Raw genomic sequence first — 23248 nt, 5'->3', positions numbered from 1 at the left:
TCAATCGTGCTCGAACCGCAATGGCTCGCTGCCCATCGCCGGATCACTGGTGCCGGGGCGCCCATCCTCGGCGCGGCCGGCCAGGCGCAGGGCACTGTCGCCCGCACCGACGAGCAGGTCGTACCAGCCTGCGGTGGGCGTTGCGTCCCACGCCAACGCGGTCTCTGCATGTGCGGGCAGCACCAGCGTCTGCTCGGGCATATGCCCGGCATAGGCGCCCGGCTGCACACGCACCTGCTGCGCGCTGTCACCCAGATTGCGCAGGCGGAGCCGCAGTTGGCCATCCGCACGATCGGTTGAAGCCTGCACGGCAGGACCCGTGGCCGCTCCCTGGAAGTGGCGGTGGAAGCCGTTCGGGCCCAGCAGCCACAGGTCATAGCGACCCTGGGCGTCCAGCGGCCAGCGCTCGCGCAGCGGCATGCCCGGCAGCAGCGTGTAGCGGCGTGGCACCGCATCCAGCCGCAGCCGGTCGTAAACATGCAGCACTGCTGCTGCGCCTTCGCAGGACAGCGCCAGATCCACACCCGAGGCGTCGACAGCGGCAATCGATGCCTGCGGCCGGTAGGGCAGGGCACGCGCCGGGCGCACGCCGCTTTCCTGTTTCGCCGGCTTCAGTCCCTCGGGCAACGCGGGCACGGTGCGTCCCGGCAGGGCGGCGGCGCGCGCGGCCACCGCGCTCACGTCCGGCAGGCCGCGTACGAACGGGCGGGTATCGCGCTGGGCGAAGTCGAACGCGTTGCTCAGGTCGCCGCAGACCGCGCGGCGCCACGGCGAGATGTCCGGTGCGGCCACACCGAAGCGACGTTCGATCAACCGTATGACCGAGGTGTGGTCGTACACCTGCGAATCGACCCAGCCACCGCGGCTCCACGGCGAGATCACATACAGCGGCACGCGCGGACCCAGCCCATATGGGCGGCCACGCAGTTCGGCGAGGTCGTACTTCTCGTCGCCCGGTGCCGGATGGCGGTGGTACTCGCCCTCGGTACTGACCGAAGACGCACCGGCCCAGCCGGTGCCCAGCGGTGAAGGCGGTGCCGGTGGCGGCATGTGGTCGAAGAAGCCGTCGTTCTCGTCGAACATCAGCAACAGCGCGGTGCGGCTCCACACCTCTGGATCGGCGGTCAGCGCGTCCAGCACGCGCGCGGTATAGGCCGCGCCCTGGGCGGGGCTGGAGGGGCCGGGATGCTCGCTGCCGGCCGCGTCGGCAATGATGAAGCTGACCTGCGGCAGGCGCCCACCGATCACGTCCTGGCGCAGCTGCGCCAGGCCACGGGTGCTGACGCCGCGTGCGCGCAACTGCGGGTCATGCCCCGGCGCGGCGCGATGGGCCTGGCGGAATACCTCGAAACCGGCCAGCGGGTTGTCGGTGAAGTTGTCGGCCATGTCCTGGTAGATCTGCCAGGACACGCCCGCCTTCTGCAGGCGCTCGACATGGCTGGTCCATCGGTACGACGCCGGATGCCCGCCCTGTTCCGGGAAGTTGTCGTGCGAGTTGGCGATCACCGGGCCACCTGCACGCGCGTGTGCATCATTGTGGCCAGTCCACAGGAACACCCGGTTCGGGTTGGTGCCGGCCTGCATCGCGCAGTGATAGGCGTCGCAGATGGTGAAGGCGTCGGCCAGCGCGAACTGGAACGGCAGGTCGCTGCGCTGGAAGTAGCCCATCGAGTGGTTCTGCTTGGCCTTCGGCCATTGCCCCATGCGCCCGTGGTCCCAGGCACGCTGTGCGTCCGGCCAGGTGTGCGGTGTGCCTTCCACCCGCATGTAGCCGAAGTGCGCGGCGGTATCCAGCGGGAACGGCGCGATCGCGCGCGCGCCGCTCGCGTCGGGCTGCAGCCACAGGCTGCGGGTGCGGCCACCGGCCAGCAGGGCCGCGGCAGGGGCCACGAAGCGATCACCGAAACCACGTACCCCAGGCAGCGTGCCGAAGTAGTGGTCGAACGAACGGTTCTCCTGCATGAACACCACGATGTGCTGCAGGTCTTCGAGGCTGCGCGTCTGCGCCGCAGGCGCGATCGCTGCGGCCCGGGCGATGCTGGGCAGCAGCGGGGAAAGGCCGGCGGCAACGCCGGCCTGCAACAACCGGCGTCGGCCGATATCGGTCACGGGCTCACTCACAGGTCCACACGGAAGGAGATGCCGACGGTGCGCGGGGCGCCGATGAAGGCGTTGTCGCGGCCGTCCACCCCTGCAAGATACCGCTTGTCGGTGAGATTGCTCACCACCAGGTTGGCACCCATGCCCTTCAGGCGCGGCGACAGCCCCTGCAGGTCGAAGCCGATGTTGGCGTTGAACACGGTGGCCGAGGGCAGCTTGTTGACGTTGGCGGCGTCGAGATAGCGCGTGCCCAGGTAACGGCCGGACAGGCCGAAGTTCCAGTTCTCGCCCTGCCAGTCCGCCGACAGCACCAGGGTCTGTTCGGGCTGGCCGATCACCTTGGCGCCATCGACGATGCCCAGCTGGGTATCGCGTGCTGCATCGCCACTGCCCAGGTACTTGGAGCGGTTGTAGGTGTAGGCGGCGTTGAGCCGCCAGCCGTTGTCCCAACCATAGCCGAACGCGGCTTCCAGGCCGTTGCTTTCCACGCCGCCGAAGTTCTCGTAGACACCGTCGGTCTCGCCCAGGTAGTCGATGCCGCTGACGAAACCTGCCGGCAGATAGACGATGCGGTTGTCGAACTTGATGTTGTACAGGGTCACCGAGGCGGTCAGCGGCCAGCGGCTGATGCGCATGCCCACTTCGATGTTGTCGGCGGTCTCCGGTTCGACGTTGCGGAAGCGCTGCGGGTCGGTCTCGCCGAGCACGCCGGAGGGAATGGCGGCGAAGTTCTGCGAGAAGCCGGCGAAAAACTCCATGCCTTCCACGCCCGGCGCCCAGGTGAAACCGGTCGACAGCAACGGGTCGGACTTGGAATCGGAGGTCACGTGTTCGCTGGCGCCGATCACGCGGCGACGCGACTGGTCGACGAAGAACTGCTTCACGCCCAGGCGTGCACTGAACGGCCCGAAGCGCGCCACGTCCTCCACGTAGTACATCTGCTCGTCGACCTTGTACTTGTCTTCGAACTGAACCCAGTACGGCTGGTGGTCGAAGTCGATGCTCTGGCCGACGTTGAGCAGGCGGTGCCAGTCGCGGCGCGCCGAACGGTCCAGCTTCTCCACCCACAGGCCGCCGCGGATCGTGTTGTCGACCGCGCCGAAGGTCTGCCGCCACTCGACGTCGGCGGTCACGCCCTTGCGATCGTTGTCGTAGTGGGTGTGGCGATACGACTGCGCGCCCAGCACGTTGCCGGCGTAGCAGTTCGGATCGTACTCGGCGGTGAAGCCCAACCGTGGCGTGCAGCTGGCCAGCCGCTGTGCCGCGCTGCCATCAGGATTGACGAAGAAGATCTGGCCGCGGTTGCTGCCGCCGTACACGGTCTTGCCACCGAGGTACTCCGACTCGGGGCGGCCCGCACCATCATCGCTGACCTGCGCCAGGTACGGTGGCAGCCAGTCACCGCGGCCCTGCATGCGATGCCCATAGGCGGCCACCGACGCTTTGAAACCATTGCCGCCGTCAAAGGCCGCACGCAGGTAGCCGAAGGTGTTCTCGCGCAGGGCGCGTGAACCGGAGCGGTAGTTCTGGTCCAGGTAGGGAATGCCGGTGAGGGTGCCGACCAGGTTGTCGCGCTCCGGGTTGGTTGCGAAGCCCGTCGGCGAAACGCTGGTGTATTCGGGCTCGTCGGCGTCGTTGTAGGACAGGTAGCCGGTCAGCGTCCAGCGGTCCAGTTCGGTGATGAACTTGCCGGCGATGTGGTCGTTGCTGGCGTGGCCGGTGCCGTCGATCCAGTCGTGCACCTTCGACGAGGAGGCACTGACCCAGGCGCGGGTGTGGCCGCCGAGCAGGCCGGTGTCGTAGCGCACGTAGTACTTGCGTGCCTCGTTGTCACCGGCACCGACCACGAAGCGCAGGCGGCTGTCCTGCAGCGGATCGCTGGTGAGGAAGTTGAGCGTGCCGCCCAGCGCCTCGTTCGAGCGCGAGGAGATATCGGCGGTGCCCTGGCTCACTTCCACCGTCTCCAGATCAAGGGTGTCGATGTAGCGGTTGGCCAGCGATCCACCGCCGTAGCCCGAACCACCGTTCGGCAGGCCGTCGATGGTGGTGCCGATCTGCTGCGTATCGCGGTTGGTGACGAAGCCGCGCATGCTGATCTGCGTGCCCCACACCGACGAACCGGTGGCATCGGCCTCGCTGACCACCACGCCCGGCACTTCATTGAGCGCATCGTTGACGCTGCTCATCACCGTCTGCCGGTTCAGTGTTTCTGCGCGCACCGAGGTCTTGGCGTAGCTGGTGGCCTGGCCGATCACCTGCACCTGGTCGAGGGTGCGGGCATCGCTGCTGCGCGCTTCGGCCGTCTCGCCCTGCGGTGCTTCGGCCAGGGCGTCCAGTGCGGGGGCGATCAGCAGGGCAAGCAGCGAAACACGGGGAAAGCGCGCAATCGTTCGCATCGATACCGGACCTTGAAGGGAGAGAAGCCCCCGAGTGTCGGCAGCACCAATGACATCGACATGACGTAGAGATGCAGGAACCGTGTTGTGTGACGGCCGGCACCTGCTGCCTGCTTCAGTACCGCGCGTCCTTGGGTTTCGGGTCGCGCGGCCAGTCCTTGCCCTTGTTGGCGAAGTCCGGCCGCGGCTGGTTGATGAAATAGCCGGCGATGTCCACCGCGTCCTGGTCGGGCATCACCTGCTGTCCCAGTGGCGGCTCGCGGGTCACCGCCGGCGGCATGTTGTGCTTGACGAAGCCGGCGGCCTTGTACAAGCGCGCCATGCCGGCGCCGATGTTGAAGCTGTGGTCGCCCCATAGTGGCGGGAAGGCGATGTCACCGCTGGCGTCGCGCCGTCCTTCGCCGTTGTCGCCGTGACACGCTGCGCACTGCACGGCGTACAGCGCCTGGCCGCGGTTCGGGTCCGGGGTCAGCGTGCTGTCGATCGGTCCTTCGCTTGGGGCGGCGACCTTTGCACCGTCTGGTACAGGACTGCTCAGCCACGCCATGTAGTCGAGCATCGCGCGCATCTGCGGCGCGTCCTTCGGCAGCGGCTTGCCGTTCATCGAACGCTGCAGGCAGCCATTGATGCGCTCGGCCAGCCCTATCACCTTGCCCGGTCGCGGCATGTAACGCGGATAGGCACCACCGCCGGTGTTGAAGTAGTGGTTGCCGAACGGTCGCTTGCCTTCGGCCATGTGGCACGAATTGCAGTTCAGATCGTTGCCGACGTTGTCCGGCAGCAGCCGCGCGGTTTCGTTGAGGAGGCGGCGACCGAGCATCACCGATTCGGCATTGCCCAGCCCGGCGATCTCTTCGGCGCTGGGCGCGTGGTAGTGGCCGACCACCTTGCCCTGCGCATCGAGGATATCGATCGTGCTGGCCACGGTGGCATCCAGGTCCGGGTACAGGTGGCGATAGGCAAGGGTGCCAGCACCGGCCAGCAGCGCCATGGTGATCGCGCTGCCGATCAGCAGGCGGGAACGTCTGCGCGAACGCTTCATCGTGCGGCCTCCTGCGGAACGTAGTGCACCGGCTTGTCGCGCACCACCCGGCGCATCCGCGCCACGTCGACCTCGGTCACCGCGCCGGCCTGGTTGCCCCAGCTGCTGCGGATGAAGGTCAGGATCTGTGCCAGCTGCGCGTTCGGCAGCTGCTCGAAGCCGGGCATGGTGAAGGCCATGCGGTCATGCGGGGTATGCGGCGTGCGGCCGCCGATCAAGGTCACCTGCACCAGCGAACTGGGGTCATCGGCGAACACGATCGAGTTGCCGGCCAGCGCCGGATAGACGCGGGGCATGCCGCGCCCGTCGGCACGGTGGCAGGCCTGGCAGTGCTCCGCATAGGCCAGCGAACCGGCAACACGGTAGTCGCCGCTGCGCAGTGCGGCGGTGGTGGTGTCGGTACCGGGGGACCACTGCGCACTGCGGCCCTCACGCGCCGGCAGCTGTTTCAGGTAGCGGGCCATGGCCAGCAGGTCGGCGTCGGACAGGTACTGCGTGCTGTGCTCGACCACATCGGCCATGCCACCGAAGGCCGCCGATCGATCGGTGCGACCGGTGCGCAGGAAGTCGACGATCTCGCCCTCGCTCCAGCTGGCCAGGCCGGTCGATTCGTTGCGCAGGTTCTTCGCGTACCAGCCTTCCAGCACCGAACCGGACAGGAACTGGCGGCTGCCATCGTCGGCCAACGCCTTTTCCTGGAACGCCAGGCCGCGTGGCGTGTGGCAGGCACCGCAATGGGCCAGGCCTTCCACCAGTTCGGCACCACGCTGCTGGCCGGCATCCAGCGACGGATCCGGGCTGAAGCTGCGCGGGCGTGCGAACAGCAGCTGCCACCAGGCCAGTGGCCAGCGCATGTTGGCCGGCCACGGGATCGTGCTGTCGGCGTTGTCCTGCTTCACCGGTTGCACCGAGCCCATGAAGTAGGCGTACAGCGCCTTGATTTCGGCATCGCTGGCGATCACGTACGAGGCGTACGGCATTGCCGGATACAACGGCTGCCCATCGTGACGGATGCCGCGACGTACCGCGCGCTCGAAGTCGGCGTAGTCGTAGGCGCCAATGCCGGTGTCCGGATCGGGCGTGATGTTGGTCGAGTAGATCGTGCCCATCGGCGTCTGCATGCCGAGGCCACCGGCGAACGGCTTGCCGCCGGGCGCGGTGTGGCAGGCCGCGCAGTCGGCCGCGCGCGACAGGTACTGTCCCTGCGTGATCAGCGCCGGATCGTGGATGTCGACCTGCGCCGTCTGTCGCGGTGCGAACCAGTAGGGCGTGGTGCGGGCGATGCCGTAGGCGGCGGCCAGCGTGGCGGCCAGGGCAATGGCGAGCTTGAACGAGGTGCGCATGGCGGCACTGTGGGGAATCCCGCGCGCGCGTTCATTGATCCGGATCAATGACTGAACGGATACAGCTTTTACACCAAGCTGAATCGTTCCTGCGTTGTCATCAAGCCGTCATCCACGCGCGATAGATGGCCCACGCGCGCGTCGCTAACCTGCCACGCTGTCGCACCTTTTCCCCGATTGCCCATGAAGCGCCTGCTGCTGTTGTTGCTGGCGTGCGCCGGCCTGTGGCTGGCTGCATGCTCGCCCTCGATCAATGCCTCGTCCACCTCGCTCGCCGATCGGCTGATCGCGCCGGGTGGCGTATCGACCCTGCTCGATCGTCCGCGCATTGCCGCAGCCATTGCCGAACTGCCCAATCGCCACGGCTTCGCGCCGGGCCGCGATGGCGTGCCGATCTTCTGGCGTGTGTTCGATCCTGGCGATTACGGCGCGCGTTACCACTACCTGCCGCAGCGCCACGAGAACGGCCTGCCGCTGGATACCGGCTTGAGCCTGGCAGTACCGCGACCGTTCCGCGCGCAGGCACCGCGCGGCACCGTGGTGCTGCTGCACGGCTGGATGATGAATGGTGATTCGATGCTGCCGTGGTCGTTGCAGCTGGCCGAATCCGGCTACCGCGTGGTCACGCTCGACCTGCGCAACCATGGACAGTCCGGTACTGGGCCGTCGGGCTATGGCACCTATGAATCCGACGATGTGGTGGATGTAATCGGCGAGCTGCGCGCACGTGGTGAAGTAACCGGCCCGCTGTACCTGTTCGGCGTGTCCTATGGCGCCGCCACAGCGGTATTCACCGCCGACAAGCTCGGCGACCAGGTGGAAGGCGTGGTGGCGATGGAATCGTTCGCCAATGCCGGTGTAGCGATCCGCACGATGATCCCGCACCTGATGGGACTGCAGCCGGAAGGCCTGAAGGCGCAGGCGGTGGCGTCGTACGCGCGCTGGCGCTACGGCGGCCAGGACATCAACCAGGTAATCGCCGCCGCCAGCCGCCGCATCGACGTCGATCTGGACCGCGTGGATGTAGCGCGTGCGCTGGCCGATACCCGCGCCTGCGTGCTGTTGCTGCACGGGCAGGGCGACCAGCACATTCCGGTCAGCCAGGGCCGCGAGTTGGCCCTGGCCAACCCACGCGCGCACTACATCGAGATGCGCGGCGAGGACCACATCACCCTGCCGCTGCGGCTGGACCTGCTGGCTGGCGTGGTCGACGACTGGATGGCGCGCGACGAGCATCACCCGAAGAGCGCCTGCCCGGCACCGCAACTGCCGGCCCAGGCCGAGTGGCTGACGCGTAGCTGAGAAAAGGGGACGGAGGGGATCAAGTCGTTTCCCGCACACCAAGGCAGGAAACGACTTGATCCCCTCCGTCCCCTTTTTCTGTCAGGCCACCCGTCGTGCCAGTGCTCGCGCGGATGCGGCTACGCCCAGCAGCAGCGCGGCCACGCACAGGAAGGCGAATCCGAGGCTGGTGCCGTGTGCCAGTGCACCGATCGCTGCCGGGCCGGCGAGGATGCCGGCGTAACCCAGCGTGGTCACCGCAGTGATGGCGATGCTCTCCGGCATCACCCGTTGCTGGCCGGCCATCGAGAACAGTGCCGGCACGATATTGGCGCAGCCCAGCCCGACCAGCACATAGCCCGCCAACGCCACCGGGAACGACGGTACCAGCGTGGCCAACGTGAACCCGGCTGCGGCGGTGATGCCGCCGAAGACCAGGGTGCGGGTGCGGCCGAGGCGCTCGACGATGCCGTCGCCGAACAGGCGCATCGCGGTCATCGCCAGCGTGAACAGCGCGAAGCCGGCGCCGGCCTGGTCACGCGGCACCTGCCGCACTTCGGCCAGGAACACCGCGCTCCAGTCCAGCATCGAGCCCTCGGCGAGGAACACCACGAAGGCCAGCACGCCGATGAACAGCACCACGCCGTGCGGCAGCGCCAGCAGTGGGCCTTCGTGCAGGATCCGTTGCGGTCGCCAGTGCGGCGCCGACAGCACCGCAACCAGCAGCAGTGCCGCCACCGACACCAGCGCGGCCAGCCACAGCGGTGTACCCAGGATCAGCAGGCCGGTCATGCAGCCGGCGCCGACGAAGCCACCGATGCTGTAGAAGGCGTGGAAGCCGGACATCATTGCGCGCCCGGCGTCGCGCTCGACCGCGACCGCCTGCATGTTCATCGCACAATCCAGTGCACCGACGCCGGCGCCGAACACGAACAGGGCCGCGCCAAGCGCCACCGGCGAGGGCGCCAGCACCAGCAAGGGCAGGGCGCACAGCATCATCGCGCAGGTGATCACCATCACCCGTCGGCAACCCAGCCGCCCGGTCAGCGCGCCCGCCAACGGCATCGCCAGCAGCGAGCCTAGCCCGAGGCACAGCAGCACGGCGCCAAGGCTGGCGTCGGACAGCCCGGCCTTGGCCTTGGCGTAGGGCACCATCGGCGCCCACGCGGCGGTGGCGAATCCGGGAATGAAGAAGGCGGCACGGGTGGCGTGCTGCTGGGCACGTGGGGATGAAGGCGTCATGCGCGATGCGAAGCTCCAGGGGACGTTCATGAAATCGTTTTCAGGCCGGATCGGCAAGTGCCATGCGTGACATCGGGCGACGCATACGATTGCAGTGACCCGATCGCGTCACCAGCGATTAACGTCGCCCACGGACAGTGGCTGCACGGTCGGCACCCCGCCGGCCGCTGCCGGAGATCCGTACATGAGCACGACACCGACCATCCTCCTCGTCCATGGATTCTGGGGCGGGGCGGCACACTGGGCCAAGGTGATCCTGGAACTGCATCGCAACGGCCACGACCGGGTGCAGGCGGTGGAATTGCCGCTCACGTCGCTGGCCGACGACGCAGGACGCACCCAGAAAATGATCCGGCAGATCGACGGTCCGGTGCTGCTGGTCGGCCACTCCTACGGCGGTGCGGTGATCAGCCATGCCGGTAACGAGCCCAACGTGAAGGGCCTGGTCTACATCGCTGCCTTCGCGCCTGATGCCGGCGAGAGCCCGGGTGGCATCACCCAGCAGCACCTGCCGGAGGCGGCGCCGAATCTGGCACCGGACAGCGATGGCTACCTCTGGCTGCGTGCGGACAAGTTCCATGAGAGCTTCTGCCAGGACCTGAGTGCCGACGAGGGCCGGGTGATGGCGGTGACCCAGAAGGCGCCGCTGGCCAGCACTTTCGGCGACACGGTCAGCGATCCGGCGTGGAAGCACCGGCCGAGCTGGTACCAGCTGTCCCGCCACGACCGCATGATCGCGCCGGAAAACCAGAAAGCCATGGCCGCAAGAATGCAGCCCAAGCGCCTGCTGGAGCTTGATGCCAGCCATGCCTCACTGGCCTCGCAGCCGAAGGAAGTGACCGCGCTGATCCTGGAGGCCTGCGCCGCCATCGGCGCCTGATCCCGCACCAGCACACCGCACGACAGCCGGGGCGCAGGGGAGTACACTCCTGCGCCTGCGGCCATCCGGCCGCGTCCCTCTCTTCCCTCCAGCCGCCGCCAGAGGATCCCACCCTATCGTGGAGGTCCCGCCGTGCTGTCTGTGCCTGTCCGTTTTCCGCGCTTGTTTCCGCGTCGCCTGCCGCTGCCGCATGCACTGGCTCAAGGCCTGCTACTGCTTGCACTGAGCAGCGGCACCGCTGCTGCCCAGTCCACCCAGGACGAGGACAAGGCCAAACCGGCACCCGCCTCGCAGACCCTGCAGACCGTGCAGGTCACCGCCAACCTGCTCGGTACCATCACCGAGGGCAGCGGCGCCTACACGCCCGGCACCATCGCCACCGCCACCCGCCTGGTGCTGACGCCGCGACAGACGCCACAGACCATCAGCGTGATCACCCGCGCACAGATGGATGACTTCGGCCTGCACGGCATCGATGACGTGATGCGGGTGACCCCCGGCATCAGCATCGTCACCTACGACAGCGAGCGCACCGAGTACTACGCGCGTGGCTTCGCGGTGCAGAACTTCCAGTACGACGGTATTCCGATGTCGCGTGACTCGGCCTACTCGGCGGGCAACACGCTCAGCGATACTGCGATCTATGACCGCATCGAAGTGCTCAAGGGCGCCACCGGCCTGCTGACCGGCATGGGTGATCCGGGCGCGACCATCAACCTGGTGCGCAAGAAGCCGGGCGAGGACTTCGCCGGCAGTGCCTCACTGGGTGTCGGCCGCTGGGATGACTACCGCGCCGAGCTCGATGTCGGTGGTCCGCTGACTGCCGATGGCCGCGTGCGTGGCCGAGCAGTGGGGGCCTGGGAAGACAAGCACTCCAACCTGGACAACTACCAGCGCACCAGCAAGGTCGGCTATGCCGTGCTGGAAGCCGATCTGGGCGAACGCACGCTGCTGTCGGTCGGTGGCGACGTGATGGACAGCGACCCGAAGGGCTCGACATGGGGCGGCATTCCGCTGCTGGACAGCGCCGGCAACTTCAACCGCATGCCGCGCTCGTTCAACAATGGTGCGCAATGGGCCGGCTGGCGCCAGTACGTGCGTACCGGTTTCGCTACGTTGGAGCACACGTTCGCCAACGATTGGATCGCCAAGCTGCAGCTCAACCACCAGGTCAACGGCTATGACGCCGCACTGGCCGGTGCCGCCGCCGGCAATCCCGATCCGTTGACCGGCGAGGGCGTCAGCCTGTGGCTCGGCAAGTACGTTGGCAAGACCGTCAGTAATGCCGCCGACTTCTACGTGAGCGGGCATTTCGGCCTGTTCGGGCGTGAGCATGAGCTGGTGGTTGGCGGCAGTGCCTCGCGCAAGCGCTGGACCAATACCGGCTACGGCCCGCAGGCGGGGTTCCCGGATACGGTGCCGGACTACCGCAGCTGGAATGGCGACATTGCCGAGCCGCAATGGCAGCGCAGCTACGAGAACAATGAAGTGACCCGCGAGAACGGCCTGTACGTGGTCGGCCGCTTCGACGTGGCCGATCCGTTGAAGCTGATCGTCGGCAGCCGTCTGGCCAGCTACCGTTCGCCGGACACGCGCGAGACCGGCGTCTATGTGCCATATGCCGGCGTGGTCTACGACCTCGGCGAGCACTATTCGGTGTATGCCAGCTACAGCACCATCTTCAAGCCGCAGGGCCAGCGTGACGAGCAGGGCAAGGCACTGGATCCGCTGGAAGGCCGCAGCTACGAGATGGGGCTGAAGGCCGAGTTCTTCGATGGACGCCTCAATGCCAGCGCGGCGCTTTTCCAGCTTGATCAGGACAACTTCGCCCAGCCCACCGGCGGCAAGACGCCGGATGGCCAGGATGCCTACCGCGCGTTGATGGGCGTGCGTACCAAGGGCTATGAGCTTGAAATGTCGGGTCAGCTGGCCGAGGGCTGGCAGGTGCAGGGTGGGTTCTCCCACAAGATCGCCCGCCAGGCGGGAACCAAGGTGACCACGCTGGAACCGGAGAACCAGTTCAGCCTGCACACCAGCTACCGCCTGCGCGGTGCCTGGCAGGGGCTCACGCTGGGCGGTGGCGCGCGCTGGCAGGATTCCACGTTTGGCGAGATCACCAACCCGGCCACCAGCGCGCAGGTCGTGCATCGCACCCAGCCGTACTGGCTGCTTGATGCGATGGCGCGCTACCAGTTCAACGATCGCCTGTCGGCCACGGTCAACGTCAACAACCTGCTCGACAAGCGGTACTACACGATCTTCAACTGGTACAGCACCTACACCTGGGGTGAGCCGCGCAATGTGCGGCTGACCTTGAACTACAGGTTCTGACACGGGTTTTGTAGAGCCGAGCCCACGCTCGGCTGCGGTTTGACAACCAGCCGAGCGTGGGCTCGCCTCTACAAGTACGCCCGCGATGCTGGATGGCATCGCGGGCGTTGTCGTTACAGCGGCAGGTCGAACACCAGCACTTCGGCATCGTTGCCGTTTTCCAGCGTCAATTGGGCTTCGTCGCTGACCTGCAGTGCATCGCCGGCTTCCAGGGTGATGCCATTGACCTGCAGCTGGCCACGCGCCACCTGCACATAGGCGCCACGGCCGTTGCCGAGCGCATGGTGCAGCTTCTGGCCGCCATCGAGGATGGTGGCGAAGATGCGGGCATCCTGGTGGATGCGCAGCGAACCGTCGGCACCGTCCGGCGAGGCGATCAGGCGCAGCTGGCCGCGCTTGGTCTCCGGCGCGAAGTGGGTCTCCTCGTAGGACGGCGTGATGTTCTCGGTGTCCGGGAAGATCCAGATCTGCAGGAAGTGCACGGTTTCGTCGGCCGAGTGGTTGAATTCGCTGTGGGTGACGCCGCTGCCGGCGCTCATGCGCTGCACGTCGCCATAGCGCAGCACCGAACCGGTGCCCATCGAGTCCTTGTGTTCCAGCGCACCGCCCAGCACGTAGGAGATGATTTCCATGTTGCTGTGGCCGTGGGTGCCGAAGCCCTGGCCGCCGGTCACCTTGTCTTCGTTGATCACCCGCAGCGGGCCGAAGCTGACGTAGCGTGGGTCGTAGTAGTTGGCGAAGGAGAAGGTATGGCGCGAGGACAGCCAGCCATGCTCGGCCAGGCCACGGGTAGCGCTCTTGCGGATCTGCAGCATGATGGAATCTCCTTGTTCGATGGTTTCGATGGGGCGGGGTGGGCTGGCAGCCGCTGTGTTTCCCGGTTGGAGAGAAGTATCCGCTTGCGCCCTGGGTTTGAAAAACGGATAGTTTTGACAGCCATCATCGAAAAATTCGAATGCTCAAGCTCAGCCTCGATGCCCTGCAGATCCTGGATGCCATCGACCGCCGTGGCTCCTTTGCCGGCGCCGGCAAGGCCCTGCACAAGGTGCCCTCGACCATCTCCTACACCGTGGCCAAGCTGGAGGAGGATCTGGGCGTGCAGCTGTTCGACCGGGTTGGCCCACGCGCCGAGCCGACCGACGCTGGCCGCGCCCTGCTGGACGAGGGCCGTCACCTGTTGCGCGCGGCCCGCGAGCTGGAACTGCGGGTGCGCCGGGTGGCGTCGGGCTGGGAGACCGAGCTGACGCTGGCGGTGGATTCAGTGTTCCCGACCTGGCTGCTTGGACCGGACATCGCCGCGTTTCGTGAGGCGGAGGCGCCAACCCGGTTGCGGCTGATCGGCGAGGCGCTGTCCGGCACCTGGGAGGCCCTGCTGGACCGCCGCGCCGACCTGCTGGTCGGTGCACCGGGCGAGGGCCCCAGTGGCGGTGGTTACGTGGTCGAGCCGCTGGGCACGGTGGAGTTCGTGTTCGCGGTCGCACCCGAACATCCATTGGCTGCAGTACCGGGCGTGCTCGGGCGCGAGCAGCTGGTCGAGCACTGCGCGATCGCCGTCTCCGATTCGGCGCGCCGGCTGTTGCCACGCACGGTCGGCCTGTTGATGGGGCAGGAGATGCTGACGGTGCCTGACATGGCCAGCAAGCTGAAACTGCAGTGCGAAGGCGTGGGCTTCGGCTTCCTGCCCGAGCCGTGCGCGCGCGCCGCGGTCGCGCGCGGCCAGCTGGTGATCCGTGAGGTGGAGGAACACAAGCCGGAAGAAACCTTCTGGCTGGCCTGGCGCACCGGTGAGGATGGCGCTGCATTGCGCTGGTGGCGCGAGCGCCTGCGCAGGCCGGAGCTGCTGTCGCAGTGGTGGCAGGCAATGGCCAGGGGGTAGGGGTTTGGCAGGGCTGCGCCCTGCACCCGCCGAAGCAACAGCCACAGCCAAAGCCGAAGCAAAAGCTGGTTTCCTGAGGGATGGCGAGGTGGCTCCGGTTGCGGGGGGGCGCTGCAAGTACGTCCATGTAAGCTCGGTCGCCGCATCCATGCGGCTCACGCCCCCGCAACCGGACCCACCCCGCCTTCGATAGTTTTCCGTGAACTGTCCGCACTTCTGTAGAGCCGATCTGACGGATATCGAAACATTCGAACTCGATGGAGATTCATCCACGAATGGCGTGGATCCATCAGATCGCGGAAATCTGTCAGAGGTGGGGCGGCATGGGCAGGCAGGACCGTTGGCGGCATGGATGCCGCCATCGAGCCCCCATGGATGGGTTTACGGCGTGTCCTGCCTGTCCATACCGCCCCGCCAACCCACGGAACACCAGCTGTTGCTGTTGCTGTTGCCGTTGCCTTGGCTTGAAGCATCTGCAGGTGCAGGGCGCAGCCCTGCCGAAAAACACACATAAAAAAACAGCAGGCCGAGGCCTGCTGTTTCGGTGTAATGGTGCGCCCGGAGAGATTCGAACTCCCGACCGCCTGGTTCGTAGCCAGGTACTCTATCCAACTGAGCTACGGGCGCCAATTACATAAACTTGTTGTGCTGACTGTGTATGGTGCGCCCGGAGAGATTCGAACTCCCGACCGCCTGGTTCGTAGCCAGGTACTCTATCCAACTGAGCTACGGGCGCGCGGTACACAATCAAATTTTAAAACATTTCCAGCGGCGGATGCTGAAAACCTGTCGAGTGGTGCGCCCGGAGAGATTCGAACTCCCGACCGCCTGGTTCGTAGCCAGGTACTCTATCCAACTGAGCTACGGGCGCCCTGCGACAGGAGCGGAATTATGCGGATGTCGGCGCGAACCGTCAACAGTTTTGTGAAAATTTTCATCCAACTGAATGAAAAAGCTGTCAGCCACGGCGTCCGGCGCCTTCAGCCACGCGAAATGATCGGCGCGCGTGCCCAGTTCCTGCGCGGACAGCACGCGCAGCTGCGCGTCCACATTCGGCAGCTTCGCCAGCAGCGTCTGCATCGATCCGGTGGGCGCCAACCAATCGTGCTCCATCAGCACGGCCTGTGCGCTGCCATGCACGCGCGCCATCTGCGCATCGAGGTCTTCGTCCATGCCGGTCGCGGCGTAGTGGTTGTTCAGGCCCACGCGCGCCCAGTCGGCAATCAACCCGCGCGCCTCCGCGCCGCCGAAGCCAAGGCGACGGCCATGCAAGACGCCCTGGCGTTGCGCGATCCATGGCAGGAAGCGGTAGACCAGTGGCAGCAGCCAGCCGCGTGGTGGCGGAAAACCACGCCAGAACGGTGAGCCGCTGGCGGCCAGCCATAGCCGGTTGAAGTGCTGCGGATTACGGCCTGCGTGCACGCAGGCCAGCTGCCCACCGAGACTGTGTCCACCGATGATCCAGGGCAGGGCGCCGGCGTCGTCATCCGCTGTGGCCAGGACCGCCTGGCTGGTTGGCAGATCCTGTTCGAGTACCTCGCGATAGCCCCAGTCCTGCGTGCGCGACGGGCGCAGTGAGCTGCTGCCGTTGCCGCGCCACTCGTGCAGGTAGACCGCCACGCCCTTCGCCGCCAGCGCCAATGCCAGTGGCAGGTAGTGGCGCGCGGCCACGCCCAGTGCCGGAAGCCACAGCAGGCGCGCGACGGGCTGTGCAGGCACGCAGGCGATCACTTCGTAGCGATGGCCGTCGTTGCACTGCACCGCATGGAGGGTCGGCGTCAGGTTCATGCGTGCGGTGCCGCGCCGAAGTGATCGAGCACCAGCACCTCGCTGCGGCCGGGGGCATAGCCCTGCTGCAGGCCGCGTGCAACGTAGTCGATCCCGGCTTCGCAGGCATTGGCCAAGCTCAGGCCGTTGCACAGCTGCGCGGCGATGGCCGAGGCCAGCGTGCAGCCGGTGCCGTGTGCGTCCAGCGGCAGGCGGGCGTGGATGAATTCTTCGCTGCTGACGCCGTCGAAGTAGCGATCGATCACGCGATTGCCCTCATGCAGGTGGCCGCCCTTCAGCAGCACGGCGCCGGCACCGAGGTCGAGCAGGGTGGAGGCAGCCTGTTCGGCGTCATCGCCGTTACCGATCTTCCGGCCGATCAGGAGTTCCGCTTCCGGCGTATTCGGCGTAACCAGCGTCGCCAGCGGCAGCAGGCGCTCACGCATGGCCTTGAGCGCACTTTCCTCCAGCAGGCGCGCGCCGCTGGTGGCGACCATCACCGGGTCCAGAACCACGTGTGGCGGGCGGTGCTTTTCCAGTGCGTCGGCAACGGCATGGATCACCTCGGCGTTGGCCAGCATGCCGAGTTTCACCGCATGGATATCGAAGTCATCGAAGCAGGCTTCGATCTGCGCCTGCAGGAATGCGATCGGTGGCACATGCACGGCGGTGACGCCACGGGTGTTCTGTGCGGTCAGTGCGGCGAACACGGCCAGACCATGCACGCGGTGCGCGGCGAAGGCCTTGAGATCGGCGGGGATGCCAGCGCCGCCACCGGAGTCGGAGCCGGCGATGGTGAGGGCGGAAACGGGGGTGGTCGGGCTCATCCAACGATTGTGCCGTGGTCCCGCAGGGGAAGGTAGACCCACGCCATGCGTGGATGCGCTTCACCTCAATGCCGCCAGCGCGCCCACTGCTGGTACAGCACATAGCCCAGCCCGGTCAGGCCGGTCAGCAGGGCGGGGGCGAGCAGGGCGTCGTACTGCCAGCGCATGAACAGCCAGGCGCCGATGATGCCGCCGGCGAGGAAGCCGCTGATGATCAGGCCGCTGAGGGTCAGGCGTCGTACCTGCAGCGGCAGCCCACGCAGCAGGTGGCCCAGGCCGATGCCGAGGTCGGTGAACATGCCGCTGAGGTGGGTGGTGCGTACCACCGCGCCACTGAAGGTGGTGGCCATCGCGTTCTGCAGGCCGCAGGCCATGGCGGCGGCCAGTGCGCCCCAGATCTGGTGCTGTTCGAACAGCGGAATGGCCACCAGCAGCAGCGCCGATTCCAGTGCCAGGGCCACGCCGTAGCGACGGCCCAGCTGCAGGGTGCTGTCCTGGATCAACAGGCCGCTGAGCATCGCGCCCAGCGAGAACGCGATCAGCAGTCCCCACAGGTGGCCGACCGCGCGCCAGTCACCCTGGGCCAGCGCCATGCCCAACTGGCTGGTGCTGCCGGTCATGTGGCTGACGGCCTGGTGTTCGAAACCGAGGAAGCCGACGACATTCACCATGCCGGCCACGCACGACAGCGCGACCGCGCCGATCCAGACCCAGGTGGGCAGGCGAATTCCCATCGGCGGGGCCCCTCAGGGCCCGCCGAAGCCGCCGTTGAACTGCAGCTCGCTGAAGGTGTTGTTGGCCGGGTCGAACACCGCGCCCCAGAACTGCGTGCCGCCGTCACAGACGCGGATCGCTTCCCGTGCCGGATTGATGCCGCTGTCGTCGGGCAGGTGGAAGGCGTTGATATAGATCAGCCGCTTGCCGGCGCTTTCGATGCCGACGTACTGGCGGTCGAAGTCCAGCACCTTCGGTACCTGTGCCTCCAGCGATGACAGCCGCGCTTCCAGCTGGTCGACCTGCTGTCGGCTGGGCGCCCAGTAGCCGCTGACCCGCCCGGCCTCGCGGCCGGGGCTGGGTCGCGAGCAGGTGTCGAGCACCTGCGCGGCGATGATCGGGCGGGTGACCACCCAGGACTGGCCGGTACGTTCGGCGGTCGGCACGCTGGCCGGGCCGCGCGTGGTGGTGCAGGCGCCGAGCACGGCTGCGAGCGTGATCGCAGCCGCGGGCAGCAGCAGGCGGGTGCCGCGGTTCACAACACCTCCGAAGCGTAATCGGCCAGGCGCGAACGCTCGCCACGGCGCAAGGTGATGTGTGCACTATGCGGCCAGTTCTTGAAGCGATCCACCGCGTAGGTCAGGCCCGAAGTGGTTTCGGTCAGGTACGGGGTGTCGATCTGCTCGACGTTGCCCAGGCAGACGATCTTGGTGCCGGGGCCGGCACGGGTGATCAGCGTCTTCATCTGCTTCGGGGTGAGGTTCTGCGCCTCGTCCAGGATCAGGTAGCGCGACAGGAAGGTGCGGCCGCGCATGAAGTTCATCGAGCGGATCTTGATGCGGCTGGCCAGCAGGTCGTTGGTGGCCTGGCGGCCCCAGGTGCCGCCTTCCTGGTTGTGCGTGAGCACTTCCAGGTTGTCGGTCAGCGCGCCCATCCACGGCGTCATCTTTTCTTCTTCGGTGCCGGGCAGGAAGCCGATGTCCTCGCCGACGCTGACCGTGGCGCGGGTCATGATGATCTCGCGGTAGCGCTGCTGGTCCATGGTCTGGGCCAGGCCGGCGGCCAGCGCCAGCAGGGTCTTGCCGGTACCGGCGGTACCCAGCAGGGTGACGAAGTCGATCTCCGGGTCCATCAGTGCGTTCAGTGCGAAATTCTGCTCGCGGTTGCGCGCACTGATGCCCCACACGGCGTGGCTGCCGTGGCGGAAATCATCGACCAGCGACAGCACCACCTTGCCATCGCCGACCACGCGGCTGACGCGCAGTTCGACCTCGTCTTCGCCGGGCAGGTAGACGTACTGGTTCGGGTACCATTCCTCGCCGTCCTGCGCGAGGATTTCGTAATGGGTACGGCCCTTGTCGCTCCAGCTGCGCAGGTCGTCGCCGTGGCGCTTCCAGAAGTCTTCCGGCAGCTCGGTGGCGCCGGTGTAAAGCAGGCTGAAATCGTCCAGCGCGCGGTCGTTCTCGTAGTCCTCGGACACGATGCCGGCGATGGCGGCCTTGATCCGCAGGTTGATGTCCTTGGAAACGAACACCACCGGCAGATCCGGCGTCTCTTCCTTCAGGGCCAGGATCGCGCCGAGGATGGCATTGTCGGGAATGACCTTGCCAAAGCTCTTGCCCGCGTCGAAATGACTGGTCTGGAAGCGCAGCTTGCCGGCGCTCTGCTTGCCGCGCAGCTGCAGGCCGTTGGGGCGCTGCAGCGGAATGCCGTCGGCCAGGTTGTCCAGGCCGGATTCCTGCACCAGCTCGTTGAGGAAGCGGCTCACCTGGCGGGCATTGCGGCTTGCCTCGGAGGTGCCCTTCTTGCCGTTGTCCAGCTCTTCGATCACCTGCATGGGCAGGTAGACGTCGTGCTCCTCGAATTTGAACAGCGCGGTGGGATCGTGCATCAGCACGTTGGTATCCAGCACGTAGATGCGCTTGCCTCGGGTCATCGTCGATTCCTGGTTACGGACAGGGAAAAACCACCACGGCCTGCTGCGGGGCAGGGTGATGGCAGACACAGTAGGCAGTGGGACTCACTTGGACTGGGAGGCCTTCAGTTCGGCGAGAACGGCATCGGCATGGCCGGCAACCTTGACCTTGCGCCAGGACTGCACGATGCGGCTGTCGGGGGAAATCAGGAAGGTGCTGCGTTCGATGCCACGTACCTGCTTGCCGTACATGTTCTTCATCTTGATCACGTCGAAGGCGCTGCACAGCGCTTCGTCGCCATCGCTGACCAGCGGAAAGTTGAAGCCCTGCTTGGCACAGAAGTTGTCGTGCGACTTCACCGAGTCGCGCGAGACACCGAGTACCACCGCGCCTGCCTTCCTGAACTTCGGCAGCAGCGCGTTGAAGTCGATGCCTTCGGTGGTGCAGCCGGGGGTGCTGTCCTTGGGATAGAAGTACAGCACCAGCCAGTGGCCGGCGTAGTCGCCGAGAGTGGCCTGTTCGCCACCGGACAGCGCCAGCGGCAGGGAGAGGGTGGTGCTGTCCAGGGTATCGCCGTTGTTCATGAGGTCCTTCTGTCGAGCCTGGGTTCTTTCTACGACAATTGCATGAAACGCCACGCGCCCGTGAGAGGCGCGCGAAAAATCCGCACTTCCGATCAGAATTTCATCGGGTCCATGATCGCGTCCAGGTTCAGGTGGTCGCAGAACTCGAGGAAATCGTCGCGCAGCGCGGCGATGTGCATGTTGGCCGGCACGCCGATGGTGACCTGCGCGCTGAACATTTCCGCACCGGTCTGCATGGCGCGGTAGCGCGTGCTCTGCAGGTTCTCGATGGTGATGCCCTGGCGGTCGAAGAAATCGGCCAGCTGGAACAGGATGCCCGGCTTGTCGGCGGCGATCACCTCGACGATGTACGGCAGCAGGTTGGACTGCGCCTGCTTGGCGGCGGTGCGGTACCAGACCAGCTTCAGGCCTTCCTCGCGCTCGAGCCGGGTCAGCATCGCTTCCAGCTTGGCCACCGAGTCCCACGAGCCGGTGGCCAGGGCGGTGACCGAGACATCGCGGCCGACCGTGGCCAGGCGTGCGTCCACCAGATTGCAGCCGCTGTCGGCGATGCGGCGGGTGACGGACAGCAGGGGGGACTCCGGATGCGTCGTATAGGCGTTGATCAGGAGGTGGTTTTCGCTCGGCGCGGGGCGCGGGGTGGTGTCGGTCAAGGCGATTCCGGGTAATGCATGCGTTAGTCTGAATGCCCGCCAGAGGCGGGGATCCACCGGTGTCCAGCATACTTGCCCGTGCTTTCGCGCCGCAAGTAACATTCAAGTCGCCCCCGGCCTTTCATGGCGGGCGTTTTCCCTTCCCAGCCAAGAGCAGCACGTCCTTGTCCCTTTCCGGCCTCATCACCGCGCTGGCGACCCCGTTCCGGGCCGACGGCGCCCTCGATCCCGACGGTTGGCAGCGCCTGCTGCACCTGCAACTGGAAGGTGGCGTCCATGGCGTTGTCGTAGCCGGCTCGACCGGTGAAGCGGCAACCCTCACCGATGCCGAGTACGACCTGCTGCTGGCCAGCGCGGTCGAGCGCATCGGCGGCCGCATCCCGGTCATGGCCGGTACCGGCCTTTCGGGCACCGCCAAGACCATCGAACAGACCCGCCGTGCCGCCGCGCTCGGCGCCAGCCATGCGCTGGTGGTCACCCCGCCTTACGTGCGGCCGACCCAGGCCGGCCTGATCGCGCACTACCGCGCGGTGGCCGACCAGGGCGGGCTGCCGGTCGTGCTGTACAACGTGCCCGGCCGTACCGGCTGCGACATGCAGCCGGAGACCGTGGCCGAGCTGGCCAGCCATCCCAATATCGTTGGCATCAAGGAAGCGGTGGGTGACACCGGCCGGGTGCAGGCGCTGCTGGCCCTGCGCAGCCCGAAGTTCGCGGTGCTCAGTGGCGACGACGGTACCGCCGCGCGTTCGATCCGGGCCGGCATCGATGGCCTGATCTCGGTCGGTTCCAACGTTCTGCCGGGCGCCTATCGCCGGATGTGCGAGCTGGCCGCCGCGCACGACCACGAAGCTACCGAGTCCTGGGATGCGCGCCTGCAGCCGTTCCATGATTTCTGTGGCGCCGAACCCAACCCGATCCCGGTCAAGGCGCTGCTGCGCCGCATCGGCATCGGTCACGACCTGCGCCTGCCGCTGCTGCCGCTGTCGGCAGCGCATCATCCGGCCGCCGACCATCTTGCCGGCGACATCGCCGCCCTCGAAGCCCTTTCCAGCCACTGACCTTCCGTCTTGGTCTGACCCAGGAGATTCACATGCGTCAATCCGTTTCCACCGTCCGCGTGTTGTCCTACGCCCTGCTTGCCGTGGCTGTCGCCGCCGGTACCACCGGCTGCTTCAAGCGTGGCGTCAAGGGCGACTACGCCCTGGCCCCGGAAATGCGTCCGCTGGAAGTGCCGCCGGACCTGAACCTGCCGACCACCACCGGTGACAACAAGGTGCCGACGCTGGCATCGGCGACCAAGCCGGCCGCGCCTGCGGCTGCGGCCCCGGCCGTGGGCAACACCGGTTTCACCATCGCCGGTGGCAAGGACGAGGCTTTCGCCAAGGTCGGCACCGCGCTGGAAGGCGTGGAAGGTGTGACTATTGCCAGCCGCGCGCAGCTGCTGGGCTCGTATGACGTGGCCTACGAAGGCAGCAACTTCCTGGTCCGCGTGGTCGCCGTCGATGCTGGCGCCTACATCTCCGCGGTCGACCCGCGTGGCCTGCCGGCCACCGCCGAAGCGCCGGTGAAGCTGATCGCTGCGCTGAAGGCGAAGCTGGCGCAGTAAGGGCTGGTCGGGTGGGGGCGGGCCTTGGTCCGCACCCGCTCTGGTGGAGGCCGACCTTGGTCGGCGCTTCTGTGCCAACCAAGGTTGGCACCTACCGGATCGCAAGGTTGGCATACCGGATCTTGCGGTTGGCGTTTAGCGGAAAACAGAAAAGGGCGCCCGTGGGCGCCCTTTTCGTTGCCGCCGTGGGCGCTTCTCAGCGCTCCAGCAGCTTCAGCTTGTCCGGCTTGCCGTCCCATTCGCCAGCATCGGCGGGCGGGTCCTTGCGCACGGTCAGCACCGGCCACTCCTTCGCCAGCTCGGCGTTGAGGGCCACGAAACTTTCCTGGCCGGCAGGAACATCGTCCTCCGGGAAGATCGCGTTGACCGGGCATTCCGGTTCGCAGAGGGTGCAGTCGATGCACTCATCCGGGTCGATCACCAGGAAGTTGGGGCCTTCGTGGAAGCAATCCACGGGGCACACTTCCACGCAATCGGTGTGTTTGCACTTGATGCAGTTTTCGGTGACGACAAAGGGCATGGGCTGGGGGTGGATCGATTCCTGAACCCGCCAATTCTAGAACAGGTTGGCCCCCGGTGTCGGTGCGGGGCGGAAATCGGGCGTCTGGCAGGCGCGGCCGTGGCGGTCATTGGCGGCAGGGCGAGGCCTGTGCGACGCTGCGGGTCAGCCGGCTGCGTCGGATGGCCGGA

The 23248-nt window shown here is 66.7% G+C and carries 20 protein-coding genes and 3 tRNA genes; 6 read left to right on the top strand and 17 right to left on the bottom strand.

What is annotated here, in order from left to right; all coding sequences use genetic code 11:
- From AC5P6E_RS08545 to AC5P6E_RS08530, 4 genes are all read right to left on the bottom strand, one after another.
- Entirely contained in the window at positions 1-2109 is a 2109-nt protein-coding gene (locus AC5P6E_RS08545) for a phosphocholine-specific phospholipase C (RefSeq protein WP_019338294.1), read from the bottom strand.
- 8 nt (positions 2110-2117) lie between these two features.
- Positions 2118-4496, bottom strand: a complete 2379-nt coding sequence (locus AC5P6E_RS08540) for a TonB-dependent receptor domain-containing protein (protein WP_019338295.1) — start codon at positions 4494-4496, stop codon at positions 2118-2120.
- A 115-nt stretch (positions 4497-4611) separates the two neighbouring features.
- Positions 4612-5538 carry a c-type cytochrome gene (locus tag AC5P6E_RS08535; protein ID WP_495230845.1) on the bottom strand — a complete coding sequence of 309 codons (927 nt, stop codon included), beginning with the start codon at positions 5536-5538 and terminating at the stop codon, positions 4612-4614.
- Positions 5535-6881 (bottom strand): c-type cytochrome, encoded by a 1347-nt coding sequence (locus tag AC5P6E_RS08530; protein ID WP_495230844.1) that lies wholly within the window; start codon positions 6879-6881, stop codon positions 5535-5537. Before AC5P6E_RS08530 ends, AC5P6E_RS08535 begins: the two co-directional genes overlap by 4 nt.
- A 183-nt stretch (positions 6882-7064) precedes the next feature.
- Between AC5P6E_RS08530 and AC5P6E_RS08525 the strand changes: the two genes are divergently transcribed.
- Positions 7065-8183 carry an alpha/beta hydrolase gene (locus tag AC5P6E_RS08525; RefSeq protein ID WP_019338298.1) on the top strand — a complete coding sequence of 373 codons (1119 nt, stop codon included), beginning with the start codon at positions 7065-7067 and terminating at the stop codon, positions 8181-8183.
- Between the two features lie 81 nt (positions 8184-8264).
- Here the strand turns inward: AC5P6E_RS08525 and AC5P6E_RS08520 are convergent, their stop codons facing one another.
- Positions 8265-9404 (bottom strand): MFS transporter, encoded by a 1140-nt coding sequence (locus AC5P6E_RS08520; protein ID WP_010484275.1) that lies wholly within the window; start codon positions 9402-9404, stop codon positions 8265-8267.
- Positions 9405-9588: 184 nt separating this feature from the next.
- On the opposite strand from AC5P6E_RS08520, the gene AC5P6E_RS08515 reads away from it, so the two are divergent.
- Entirely contained in the window at positions 9589-10284 is a 696-nt protein-coding gene (locus AC5P6E_RS08515) for an alpha/beta fold hydrolase (protein WP_099559268.1), read from the top strand.
- 132 nt (positions 10285-10416) lie between these two features.
- Entirely contained in the window at positions 10417-12615 is a 2199-nt protein-coding gene (locus AC5P6E_RS08510; RefSeq protein WP_197654871.1) for a TonB-dependent siderophore receptor, read from the top strand.
- A 113-nt stretch (positions 12616-12728) separates the two neighbouring features.
- Here AC5P6E_RS08510 and AC5P6E_RS08505 read toward each other — a convergent pair whose 3' ends face one another.
- The gene (locus AC5P6E_RS08505) at positions 12729-13430 is read right to left on the bottom strand and encodes a pirin family protein (RefSeq protein WP_053442818.1); all 702 of its coding nucleotides are present in this window, start codon (positions 13428-13430) and stop codon (positions 12729-12731) included.
- A 140-nt stretch (positions 13431-13570) separates the two neighbouring features.
- On the opposite strand from AC5P6E_RS08505, the gene AC5P6E_RS08500 reads away from it, so the two are divergent.
- Positions 13571-14491, top strand: coding sequence for a LysR family transcriptional regulator (locus AC5P6E_RS08500; RefSeq protein ID WP_043402395.1), 921 nt, complete (start codon positions 13571-13573; stop codon positions 14489-14491).
- 550 nt (positions 14492-15041) lie between these two features.
- On the opposite strand, the gene AC5P6E_RS08495 is transcribed toward AC5P6E_RS08500, so the two are convergent.
- The 10 genes from AC5P6E_RS08495 to AC5P6E_RS08450 form a co-directional block, all read right to left on the bottom strand.
- Positions 15042-15118, bottom strand: a tRNA-Arg gene (locus AC5P6E_RS08495).
- A 32-nt stretch (positions 15119-15150) separates the two neighbouring features.
- Positions 15151-15227, bottom strand: a tRNA-Arg gene (locus tag AC5P6E_RS08490).
- Between the two features lie 58 nt (positions 15228-15285).
- A tRNA-Arg gene (locus tag AC5P6E_RS08485) sits at positions 15286-15362 on the bottom strand.
- Complete coding sequence (locus AC5P6E_RS08480; protein ID WP_029550837.1) at positions 15353-16279, bottom strand: alpha/beta fold hydrolase; 927 nt, start codon at positions 16277-16279, stop codon at positions 15353-15355. The genes AC5P6E_RS08485 and AC5P6E_RS08480 overlap by 10 nt, the downstream gene beginning before the upstream one ends.
- The gene (thiD, locus tag AC5P6E_RS08475) at positions 16276-17085 is read right to left on the bottom strand and encodes a bifunctional hydroxymethylpyrimidine kinase/phosphomethylpyrimidine kinase (protein ID WP_019338316.1); all 810 of its coding nucleotides are present in this window, start codon (positions 17083-17085) and stop codon (positions 16276-16278) included. The genes AC5P6E_RS08480 and thiD overlap by 4 nt, the downstream gene beginning before the upstream one ends.
- Before the next feature lie 65 nt (positions 17086-17150).
- Positions 17151-17819: a YoaK family protein gene (locus AC5P6E_RS08470; RefSeq protein WP_010484284.1), complete on the bottom strand. Its 669-nt coding sequence runs from the start codon at positions 17817-17819 to the stop codon at positions 17151-17153.
- A gap of 12 nt (positions 17820-17831) precedes the next feature.
- Positions 17832-18338 (bottom strand): hypothetical protein, encoded by a 507-nt coding sequence (locus AC5P6E_RS08465; RefSeq protein ID WP_019338317.1) that lies wholly within the window; start codon positions 18336-18338, stop codon positions 17832-17834.
- Positions 18335-19735 carry a PhoH family protein gene (locus AC5P6E_RS08460; RefSeq protein WP_010484287.1) on the bottom strand — a complete coding sequence of 467 codons (1401 nt, stop codon included), beginning with the start codon at positions 19733-19735 and terminating at the stop codon, positions 18335-18337. The genes AC5P6E_RS08465 and AC5P6E_RS08460 overlap by 4 nt, the downstream gene beginning before the upstream one ends.
- 84 nt (positions 19736-19819) lie before the next feature.
- Positions 19820-20299 carry a peroxiredoxin gene (locus AC5P6E_RS08455; RefSeq protein WP_010484289.1) on the bottom strand — a complete coding sequence of 160 codons (480 nt, stop codon included), beginning with the start codon at positions 20297-20299 and terminating at the stop codon, positions 19820-19822.
- A gap of 92 nt (positions 20300-20391) precedes the next feature.
- On the bottom strand, positions 20392-20952 hold the full coding sequence (locus AC5P6E_RS08450; protein WP_005409051.1) for a glycine cleavage system transcriptional repressor: 561 nt from the start codon (positions 20950-20952) through the stop codon (positions 20392-20394).
- A 164-nt stretch (positions 20953-21116) separates the two neighbouring features.
- On the opposite strand from AC5P6E_RS08450, the gene dapA reads away from it, so the two are divergent.
- Entirely contained in the window at positions 21117-22010 is an 894-nt protein-coding gene (dapA, locus tag AC5P6E_RS08445; RefSeq protein ID WP_019338318.1) for a 4-hydroxy-tetrahydrodipicolinate synthase, read from the top strand.
- 32 nt (positions 22011-22042) lie between these two features.
- Positions 22043-22558, top strand: a complete 516-nt coding sequence (locus tag AC5P6E_RS08440) for a hypothetical protein (protein WP_010484296.1) — start codon at positions 22043-22045, stop codon at positions 22556-22558.
- Between the two features lie 196 nt (positions 22559-22754).
- On the opposite strand, the gene fdxA is transcribed toward AC5P6E_RS08440, so the two are convergent.
- Positions 22755-23078: a ferredoxin FdxA gene (gene fdxA / locus AC5P6E_RS08435; protein ID WP_004153066.1), complete on the bottom strand. Its 324-nt coding sequence runs from the start codon at positions 23076-23078 to the stop codon at positions 22755-22757.
- Positions 23079-23248: the final 170 nt, after the last annotated feature.

The sequence above is a fragment of the Stenotrophomonas sp. YJH_SMC_16 genome (assembly GCF_059367875.1).
This window is presented reverse-complemented; position numbering and strand designations above follow the sequence as displayed.